Origin of the sequence: Kluyvera sp. EC_51 (assembly GCF_019584505.1) — a bacterium.
Lineage (GTDB): Bacteria > Pseudomonadota > Gammaproteobacteria > Enterobacterales > Enterobacteriaceae > Kluyvera > Kluyvera sichuanensis.
The window spans coordinates 67,508-76,469 of record NZ_VDAG01000013.1; the positions used below are offsets into that span (position 1 = coordinate 67,508).

8 protein-coding genes and 2 pseudogenes are annotated in these 8,962 nt (G+C 53.7%); 4 read left to right on the forward strand and 6 right to left on the reverse strand.

All coding sequences use genetic code 11. The features are described 5' to 3' along the window. Positions 1 to 14: 14 nt before the first annotated feature. From FHC49_RS04885 to soxR, 3 genes are all read right to left on the reverse strand, one after another. The gene (locus FHC49_RS04885) at positions 15 to 1,661 is read right to left on the reverse strand and encodes a Na+/H+ antiporter (protein ID WP_185668466.1); all 1,647 of its coding nucleotides are present in this window, start codon (positions 1,659 to 1,661) and stop codon (positions 15 to 17) included. 251 nt (positions 1,662 to 1,912) lie between these two features. Beyond that, a complete protein-coding gene (locus FHC49_RS04890; protein ID WP_220438993.1) occupies positions 1,913 to 3,262 on the reverse strand; it encodes an NCS2 family permease in 1,350 nt (449 codons plus the stop codon). A 409-nt stretch (positions 3,263 to 3,671) separates the two neighbouring features. Continuing rightward, positions 3,672 to 4,130: a redox-sensitive transcriptional activator SoxR gene (gene soxR / locus FHC49_RS04895; protein ID WP_185668464.1), complete on the reverse strand. Its 459-nt coding sequence runs from the start codon at positions 4,128 to 4,130 to the stop codon at positions 3,672 to 3,674. Between the two features lie 87 nt (positions 4,131 to 4,217). Between soxR and soxS the strand changes: the two genes are divergently transcribed. The 3 genes from soxS to FHC49_RS04910 all read left to right on the forward strand — a co-directional run bounded on the left by soxS (position 4,218) and on the right by FHC49_RS04910 (position 5,779). Next, a complete protein-coding gene (gene soxS / locus FHC49_RS04900; protein WP_185668463.1) occupies positions 4,218 to 4,547 on the forward strand; it encodes a superoxide response transcriptional regulator SoxS in 330 nt (109 codons plus the stop codon). A gap of 252 nt (positions 4,548 to 4,799) precedes the next feature. Then, positions 4,800 to 5,081, forward strand: a complete 282-nt coding sequence (locus tag FHC49_RS04905; protein ID WP_220438995.1) for a YjcB family protein — start codon at positions 4,800 to 4,802, stop codon at positions 5,079 to 5,081. A 272-nt stretch (positions 5,082 to 5,353) separates the two neighbouring features. Continuing rightward, complete coding sequence (locus FHC49_RS04910) at positions 5,354 to 5,779, forward strand: hypothetical protein (protein ID WP_220438997.1); 426 nt, start codon at positions 5,354 to 5,356, stop codon at positions 5,777 to 5,779. Here the strand turns inward: FHC49_RS04910 and FHC49_RS04915 are convergent. The 3 genes and pseudogenes from FHC49_RS04915 to FHC49_RS04920 all read right to left on the reverse strand — a co-directional run. Then, positions 5,773 to 5,871: pseudogene (locus FHC49_RS04915) on the reverse strand (IS1 family transposase); the annotation flags it as partial. The gene FHC49_RS04910 and the pseudogene FHC49_RS04915 overlap by 7 nt on opposite strands. Further along, positions 5,862 to 5,930 (reverse strand): annotated as a pseudogene (locus FHC49_RS24605) (IS1 family transposase); the annotation flags it as partial. The pseudogenes FHC49_RS04915 and FHC49_RS24605, both read right to left, overlap by 10 nt. Before the next feature lie 412 nt (positions 5,931 to 6,342). Next, complete coding sequence (locus tag FHC49_RS04920) at positions 6,343 to 7,116, reverse strand: IclR family transcriptional regulator (protein ID WP_220438998.1); 774 nt, start codon at positions 7,114 to 7,116, stop codon at positions 6,343 to 6,345. Positions 7,117 to 7,268: 152 nt separating this feature from the next. Here FHC49_RS04920 and FHC49_RS04925 point away from each other — a divergent pair, with 152 nt between their 5' ends. Beyond that, positions 7,269 to 8,780 (forward strand): transporter substrate-binding domain-containing protein, encoded by a 1,512-nt coding sequence (locus FHC49_RS04925; protein WP_370631751.1) that lies wholly within the window; start codon positions 7,269 to 7,271, stop codon positions 8,778 to 8,780. Positions 8,781 to 8,962: the final 182 nt, after the last annotated feature.

Here is an 8,962-nt window from a genome sequence, read left to right on the forward strand (position 1 = left end):
GGCGCCGAGCTTAACTACGCATCTTCAATCAACAGCGCTTCCAGCAGGTCGAGGTCGTGCAGCAGCTTCTGCAAAGTCTCGTTGCTGATCTGGCGCGTCGCACGCAAGTGGTACAGCTCCCCGCGCTCGGAACGCAGCGCCGCAAGGCGGAAGCGGCGTTCAAGCTGCTCTTCCAGCATTGAGGTTTCTACATCGTTACGCCCATCGACACGGCGACGCAGGTTACCAATCACACGTGAACTGACCTCGGTCAGCAGCTGGTTATCGATATTCTCGGTGGTATCCGCAGCAAGACGCTCTTCCATTTTCTGGATGGCGACAATCGCCACGTCAGCCGTTGCGGCCCGCGCCAGGCGCTCTTCTTTACGCTGCTGGACGTTATCGCTCGACTCAATATGACGCAGCAGAATCGGCAACGCGATCACCCCGACAAACAGCGAGAACAGAATCACGCCCGCAGCCAGGAAGATCAGCTCATAACGCGCCGGGAAGGCGTCGCCTGAAGGCAGCAGCAGCGGGATGGAGAGCACACCAGCAAGGGTAATCGCCCCGCGCACACCGGCCACGGAAGAGATCAGCAGCTCACGGGTGGTCCACGAACCAAACTCCATCGGTTTCTTTTTCAGGAAGCGTTGGCTCAGCTTACGCATCGTCCACAGCCAACCAAAACGCACCAGCATCAGCGCCGCGTAAATCAGGATGATATCGGTAAACAGCATCCAGGTTTCGACGTTCGGGTCAGCCTCTGCCGCTACCAGCGAGCTTTCGAGGATATCCGGCAATTGCAGACCCAACAGCAGGAACACCATGCCGTTAAACACAAACTCCAGCATCGCCCAGGTACTGTTGGCACGCAGACGCATCGCCAGCGGCGCGGTGCGCATCACGCCGGAACGGGTGATGGTCATCCCGGCCGCTACCGCCGCGAGGATACCGGACACCCCGATATGTTCGGCGATCAGGTAAGAGGCGAACGGCAGAAGGAACAGCAGCACAATCTGCGTGGCGGGTTCATCACCGCCCCAACGGCTGAGGAAGCGCATTGAGCGACCGTATGACCAGCTGACCACAAAGCCCGCCAGGATGCCGCCAATCGCCACTTTGAGGAATTCCACCGTGGCGCCACCGACGGTAAAGACCATCGTGCCCATCGCTACCGCGACGGCAAACTTCAGCGACACCAGGCCAGAGGCGTCGTTCATCAGCGCCTCGCCCTGCAGAATCCCCATGATTTTTTTCGGGATGCGCCCTTCACCGACAATCCCGGAGAGCGCCACGGCATCGGTCGGCGACAGCACGGCAGCCAGCGCAAAGGCTGGAATCAGCGGAATACCCGGCACAATCCAGTAGATCAGGAAGCCAATCCCCACCACCGTCACCAGCACTAACGCCAGCGCCAGCCCGAGGATCTCTCGCCCATGCTCAATAAACTCACGGGTCGGCGTTTTCCAGCCGTCGGCAAACAGCAGCGGCGGGATAAACAGAACGAGGAACAGTTCCGGGTCAAATTCAACGTGCAAACCAAACGTCGGCCACGCCAGCAGCGCGCCGATGGCGATTTGCATTAATGGAAGTGGGATCTGGAAGGGCATTACGCGCGTAACCACCCCAGAGAGCGAAACCACAAGGGTCATGATGAGTATGGTAAAGAATATTTCCATGCGTTCCCTGTTTACAGCGTTGTCTTATTATTCAAAACATGAAGCGTCGTGCTTCCGAGTTTACGTTACCCAGATTAACGCAAAAGGAAACGAGAGGTGGCTGAAAATAGAAAAAAAGTCCGGACGCGTAGCCCGACCAAGCGGAGCGCCGCCGGGGCAGGTTCCGAACCGTTCCCGACGGCGCTCCGCTTGGCCGGGCTACAAATAAAAAACCCGCCATCAGGCGGGTTTTTTGTACGGCAGTGGCGAGATTAAATCGCCCAACCGCCCGCATAGAACACCACCAGCGCCGCCGCAATAATCACGGTGCCGATGTTCAGCTTACGCCATTCGCCAGAAACCACGCGGCCAATCACCAGGGTCGCGAAGCCAATCATGATGCCGGTAACGATGTTACAGGTCAGCACGATCATCACGGCGGTGATAAGCCCGGACATCGCGTCAACAAAGTCGTTAAAGTCGATGCGCGCCACGTTGCTCAGCATCAGCAGGCCGACGTACATCAGCGCAGGTGCGGTGGCATAGCCTGGAACCAGGTAAGAGAGCGGGGAGAGGAACAGAATCAGCAGGAACAGGATGCCGACGGTGATCGCCGTTAAACCCGTTTTACCGCCTGCCGCCGTACCCGCTGCGGATTCGATATAGACCGCTGCCGGGGATGCGCCCACAACCGCCGAGAACACACTGCTCAGGGAGTCAGTGGTCAGCGCTTTGCCGCCATTGATAATCTGGCCGTCTTTATCCAGCAGGTTTGCCTGACCGGCTACCGCACGGATAGTCCCGGTGGCGTCAAACACCGCGGTCATCACCAGTGCCAGTACGCTTGGCAGCACAACCGGGTTCAGCGCACCCATAATATCAAGGCTGCCGATCAGCGAGTTGCCTTTGTCATCGCTCAGCGATGGCATGGCGAACACGCCGGAGAAGTGCACGTTGGGATCGAAAATCAGGCCGACGATGGAGACACCGATGATGGTCAGCAGAATGCCGCCCGGTACCTTCAGTTTCTCCAGACCGATGATCATCGCCAGACCGACCAGCGTCATAATGACCGGGAAGCTATCGAACTGACCCAGCGCAACCGGCAGGCCGTCCAGTGGGTTTTTCACTACCATGCCAACGCCGTTCGCGGCGATCAGCAGCAGGAACAGGCCGATACCAATGCCCGTACCGTGCGCAATGCCCTGCGGCAGATTGCGCAAAATCCAGCTACGGATGCCGGAGGCAGAAATGATGGTAAACAGTACACCCATCAGGAATACCGCGCCCAGCGCAACCGGAATGCTGATGTGCTGGCCCAGCACCAGGCTGAAGGCGGTGAAGGCGGTCAGTGAGATCGCACAGCCGATCGCCAGCGGCAGGTTTGCCCACAGGCCCATCACGATAGAACCGACACCGGCCACCAGGCAGGTCGCCACGAAGGCCGCAGCCGGTGGGAAACCGGCTTTACCCAGCATGCCCGGCACCACGATCACCGAGTAAACCATCGCCAGGAAGGTAGTGAGACCGGCGACAATCTCCTGACGAACGGAGCTACCACGTGCAGAAATTTTAAACCAGGCGTCTAAAGAACCGCCGGTACGCGCTGAAGGCGTAGACATAGAAAACATCCCCTGAGAGTTTTTATCATTCGTTCGTCTGCGTGGTGGAACATCCACTTCCAGCTAAGCGTCATCTCCATGTGCTACTTGCGGCAATAGGGGAGCCACAAAAAAGCAAACGATTAACTCCGCGCAGACAAAACGATATTCGGAATTCCTTACCCTCGGCGTGTGCGAGATAAGGTTGACCCGCTCATTTTCGGCGTAAGATGCGTCCGAAATTTGAAGGCAAACGATTATCTGGCTTTTATGCCCCTTTTTTCAACAGAAGTTTGCCCTGGTTTATGAAAATTAACGAATGCCGATGAAGAATTGCTCAACCCATGCGCAAACGTTATCGTCCATGCGCAATCCGGCAACATTTCTATGGCAAAAATGTCGCAATTCTCAAGAGAGGAATGCATAAGGATTATTCTTCTTCCAGCAAACGCGCCCCGGTCCCTTCTTCCCCCAGTTTATCGCCGGGGTTACGCAGCGGGCAGTCGCGCAACGACATACAGCCGCAGCCGATGCAGCCGTCAAGCTGGTCACGCAGCGCTTCCATGGCGTGGATGCGTTTATCCAGCTCTTCGCGCCACTGGGTGGTGAGATGCTTCCAGTCTTTTGGCCCGAGGGTATGGTTTTCCGGCAGCACGCTGAACGAGTCGCCGATAGTCGCCAGCGGAATGCCGAGGCGCTGGGCAATTTTAATGATCGCCACATAGCGCAGCACATCGCGCTTATAGCGCCGCTGATTGCCACTGTTGCGTGTGCTGTGGATCAGCCCTTTGCTTTCATAAAAATGTAACGCAGAGACCGCAACCCCAGTTCGTTTCGCTACTTCACCGGGTGATAACAGCGTTTTTATGCGCGTCGTCTTTTTTTCCATAATCCGCTTTACCTCAAGTTAACTTGAGGAATTATACTCGCCGACAGAACAGAAATCGACGCAAAAATAGACAACGGGGAGAGCCTTATGTCCCATCGGGAAATTATTCAAACGCTAATTGAATGGATAGATGAACATATCGATCAACCGCTTAATATAGACATCGTGGCCCGTAAGTCCGGCTACTCGAAGTGGTATCTGCAAAGAATGTTCCGCACCGTGATGCATCAGACGCTGGGTGACTACATCCGCCAGCGACGCCTGCTGCTTGCCGCAGAGGCGCTACGCACCACCCAGCGGCCTATCTTTGATATCGCCATGGATCTCGGCTACGTTTCGCAACAGACCTTCTCACGCGTATTCCGCCGCGAGTTCGACCGCACGCCGACGGACTACCGCCACCAGATCTCCGCTTAATCCGCATTCAGGCCGCTGCACCGCGTGTGGCGGCCTTATCCATACTTTAAAAATGGTTATTGGATTGACAAAAATCCTGCGTTTACCTCTGGTGAATAAAACAACAAACGTGATATAGTTCACACAATGAAATGAAACAGAAACACTGTTTCACTCAATTTGTGAATGCCTTTAGATAGCCAGAGCGCCCAGTGCCTCATTACACAAGTGCTGTCAGGGCAGCTTGTTGTTTATCTCTGAGGAAAAGGTCCCATGCTTTCACTTACCGCAGGCGTTACGCTGTTACGCTGGCCGTTAACCAGCGCCGTGCTGATGTTCGTCGCTAGTACCCTGAAAATCAAACTCCGTAAAGCCGACTACATCGGCCTGGGCGCTATTTGCAGCATGCTGGGCCTGGCCGCCGCCTGCTGGTTCGCCACCAGTTTATTAGGGATTACCCTAGTCGAGATATCCACTATCTTTAACAATATCAAAGATGTGATGGTTGAAGTGATGAGCCAGAAGCCGCCAGAATGGCCGGTCGCGCTCTACTAAAGGCCATTTTACCTATCTGCTGCACATCTAAATCCCTGCATTAGAATAAAATCCTACTATAACTAAAATATAGTGGGATTTTTATTATTACCCGCATCCCCTCTATCCAAAAACGCGCTCCTGAATTAAAATTAGAAATGCTGAAGGTATATCTAATTTTAATTAAAAATCCTCAAATCATAAAAACAACATAAACAACGTTATCTCACATGAATATAGTGTAAGAATAGAATCCCCCTTCATCTTAAAACCACAACAATAGGAAGTCGGTGATGATCCTGGACAGAATGAAATTTTCATCTTTGATTGCCGTATGGTGTATCTCTGGTTGTGCGCAAAATAGCTTGCCACAGTACAATAACAACACCCACCTCACCCCTATGCTGTATGCCACTGAGCTAGCAGGCACTTCATTACTACCGTTAAGTGGACCAGTAAAATCCTATGGCGCTGAAGTGCGTAAACGCGATTTTACTTTTGCCGGTCACTTTATAGAAAAGATGAATGATTATTGTCTTGCTGAAGGGTATAAAACAGAGTTTAACTATATAAATGACCCAGGCGGATATATTCGGTGTAAAAAAGATGGTAATGACTTTACCTTTACCGCTGAACCTTATGGTCAAAGTTATGAGATGCACAATAGATTTTTACTCAGATTAATTAAGTCATCTCCGGTAATGACTCCAACTTATTGATAGTGTTTTATGTTCAGATAATGCCCGATGACTTTGTCATGCAGCTCCACCGATTTTGAGAACGACAGCGACTTCCGTCCCAGCCGTGCCAGTTACGCACCACCCCGTCAGTAGCTGAACAGGAGGGACAGCTGATAGAAACAGAAGCCACTGGAGCACCTCAAAAACACCATCATACACTAAATCAGTAAGTTGGCAGCATCACCGTCATCTCCATCCGATTCCATTCCCTATCTAAAATATATAATGAATCATGTTGCCGGACCTAATGGCTCAGCACCCATTAACGACATTGAAATTGAATTAGTAAAAAACAGGGATGCGTCAGTAATACGGAACAACAACATTAGTAACGATCGGCAAATCAAATCACAAGCCGATATCGGCTCATACTTATGCTCTAGCGATAGATACTGGGATTACAGAGGTTCTGTAGAGCGCATCACAGGAAACCGCTACCGCCTATACATCGAATATGTCGGTCGCTCCGGTTTTTCACCTGGAGGTTTTCACCCCTACTATACCTGGATAGAACTCGGCAATTCCGGATGGGCTCTTTGCCGCTAACGGCAGGCTTCTTCCATATCAACGCTCCTTTTGCCCAGCTCAGCGGAGATACGCTGAGCTGCCCTTTTAAGCAAATCTTGCCATTCACCCAAGCTACTTTGCGCAAAATGTTGAGTCGATGAGACCAGCGCCAGCGCGGCGCAGTGCTCTTTTGGCGCAAAACGCAGCGGCACCGACAGCGATGACACCCCCGCCGCCAGTTCTTCATCCGCACGGTAGCAGCCCGCTTTGCGAATTTGCAGCATCCGTTTCAGGAACGCCTCTTCCGTTTCGCCTAATCCTGCCGTCAGAACCTCTTCACGAAAACGTTCGTACAGCCCACGCTGCTGCTTCGAGGTTTGGTTGGCGATCACCACCTTTGGCGCGCTGCCGGAAAACATCGGGCGCGGACGGCCTCGGCCGTAAATCAACGCAATTTCCTGAGTCGAGGACTCGTGATGCAGGTCGAGAAACACATCGCCATCAAGCCTGGAGAGCGTGCAATGACAGCCCGTCTGCTTCACCAGCTCACGCATTTGCGGGATGCTGGCTGCCAGCAGCGGGTCGGTGCTGCGGATGACATAATCCAGCAGAGTGATGCGCGGCCCCAGCGCATAATAGCCACCGTTAAAGCGCTGCAGCAGGCCAGCGTGCATCAGCTCTTTCAGGTAGCGATAGCCGGTTGGCGTGGAGCATCCCAGCGCTTCCACGATACGGTCGGCTTCCCACACGGGGCGTTCTGCAGTGAACAGGTCAAGTACCGACAGCATCCGATTCAGGCTGGTCATCATGTCTCTCCATGGCACAAAATGTGCATTGTAGCGGTTGCCATCAATGCTAACCAGATAGCGGCTTCCGACGGCCTGAAAAAGCCACACTCCTGCCAGGTTTTTTAGCCATGTTCTACTAAAATTGACGGATGCGCCTTGCGGAGTGCCGCACCATGAACGCCATCCCTTTTCATCGCCTCATTACCGTCTGTTTAAGCGCCCTGCTGCTATCCACCCCGGCTTATGCCGACCCCAAACCGGATGAACAAAGCGATGCCCTGGAAGTGAATATCGAAAGCATCATGCAGCCTTGGAAAGGCGATCTGCCCGGCATGCTTGACCGTCGCGTGATTCGCGTTTTAACCACCTACAGTAAAACCTTCTTTTTTATCGACAAAGGACAGCAGCGCGGCGCGACGCACGATATTTTCGCCGCCTTTGAGCGCAGCCTGAACGCACAGCTAGCAAAGGATAAGAAGCTTAAGCAGAAGCATCTGAAGGTGCGGATTATTTTTGTGCCGGTGACCCGCGATAACCTGTTTACCGCGCTCAACGAGGGGAAAGGCGATATCGCCGCCGCTAACCTGACCATCACTCCGTCCCGCCAGCAGGCGGTTGCCTTTACGGATCCTATCTATAACGATATCAAGGAGCTGCTGATTTCCGGCCCCGCGTCACCGCAGGTCAACAACCTGGATGACCTTTCCGGAAAAACGGTGTTTGTGCGTAAATCGTCGAGCTATTACGAGAGCCTGACCGCGCTCAACGCGCAGTTCGTCAAAGCGGCAAAACCACCGGTCATCATCAAAGCCGCCCCGGAGGCGTTGGAGGATGAAGATCTGCTGGAGATGCTCAACGCCGGGCTTATCCCGCTGACGGTGGTTGATCATCACAAGGCGGTTTTCTGGCAGCAGGTCTTCCCCAAAATTCAGGTGCATGAGGATGTGGTGCTGCGCGATAACGGCAGCATCGCCTGGGCGGTGCGCAAAGATAATCCCAAGCTCCTCACTGAACTTAACGACTTTGTGAAAGATAATCGCCAGGGCAGCACGCTGGGCAATACGCTGCTGCTACGCTACCTGAAAAGTGCGAAATACGTGAAGAACGCGGCGGCGGAAAAAGAACGGCGTAAGTTTCTGAAGATGGTGGAGGTGTTCAGAAAATATGGCGATCGCTATGACGTTGACTGGCTGCTGATGGCGGCGCAGGGCTACCAGGAATCGCGGTTAAATCAATCGGTGCGCAGCCACGTCGGGGCCATCGGCGTGATGCAGGTGATGCCGAAAACTGGCAAGGAGTTGAAGGTCGGCGATATCAAACAGCTCGACCCCAATATTCACGCCGGGGTGAAGTATATGCGCTGGATGATCGACCGCTACTACGGTGACGAACCGATGACGCAGCTGGATAAGGCACTGTTTTCGTTTGCCTCTTATAACGCGGGCCCGGCGCGGATTGCGCGTTTACGGGTAGAGACGCAGAAGCGCGGTTTTAATCCGAACGTCTGGTTTGGCAACGTCGAGAATCTGGCCGCCGAGAAGATAGGTGCGGAGACGGTGACCTACGTTGGCAATATTTATAAGTATTACATTGCCTATCGGCTGGTGCTGGATGAGATCAACCGCAAGCGAGCGGCAACCGGGAAGCCGCCGATTATTCCGGCGAGCGATAAGGCGCAGCAGTAGGCTCCGAACCGCCCCAGGGTCGGCGTGAACGCCTCGCCCGGGCTACATGATGCCGGTAGCCCGGCCAAGCGCATGTACGACCGGATACATAGGTAACACTTCAGACCGGGAACATAGGTAACACTTTCCTAGTCTATCCGGATAATACTACGGCTTTTCCGGTCATAGTAAGCAAGCGTTAT

Coding starts and splice junctions, on each gene's coding strand:
- FHC49_RS04890 (WP_220438993.1), bottom strand. CDS start 3,262: ATGTCTACGCCTTCAGCGCGTACCGGCGGTTCTTTAGACGCCTGGTTT.
- FHC49_RS04885 (WP_185668466.1), bottom strand. CDS start 1,661: ATGGAAATATTCTTTACCATACTCATCATGACCCTTGTGGTTTCGCTC.
- FHC49_RS04905 (WP_220438995.1), top strand. CDS start 4,800: ATGCTTTCACTTACCGCAGGCGTTACGCTGTTACGCTGGCCGTTAACC.
- soxR (WP_185668464.1), bottom strand. CDS start 4,130: ATGGAAAAAAAGACGACGCGCATAAAAACGCTGTTATCACCCGGTGAA.
- FHC49_RS04925 (WP_370631751.1), top strand. CDS start 7,269: ATGAACGCCATCCCTTTTCATCGCCTCATTACCGTCTGTTTAAGCGCC.
- FHC49_RS04920 (WP_220438998.1), bottom strand. CDS start 7,116: ATGATGACCAGCCTGAATCGGATGCTGTCGGTACTTGACCTGTTCACT.
- soxS (WP_185668463.1), top strand. CDS start 4,218: ATGTCCCATCGGGAAATTATTCAAACGCTAATTGAATGGATAGATGAA.
- FHC49_RS04910 (WP_220438997.1), top strand. CDS start 5,354: ATGATCCTGGACAGAATGAAATTTTCATCTTTGATTGCCGTATGGTGT.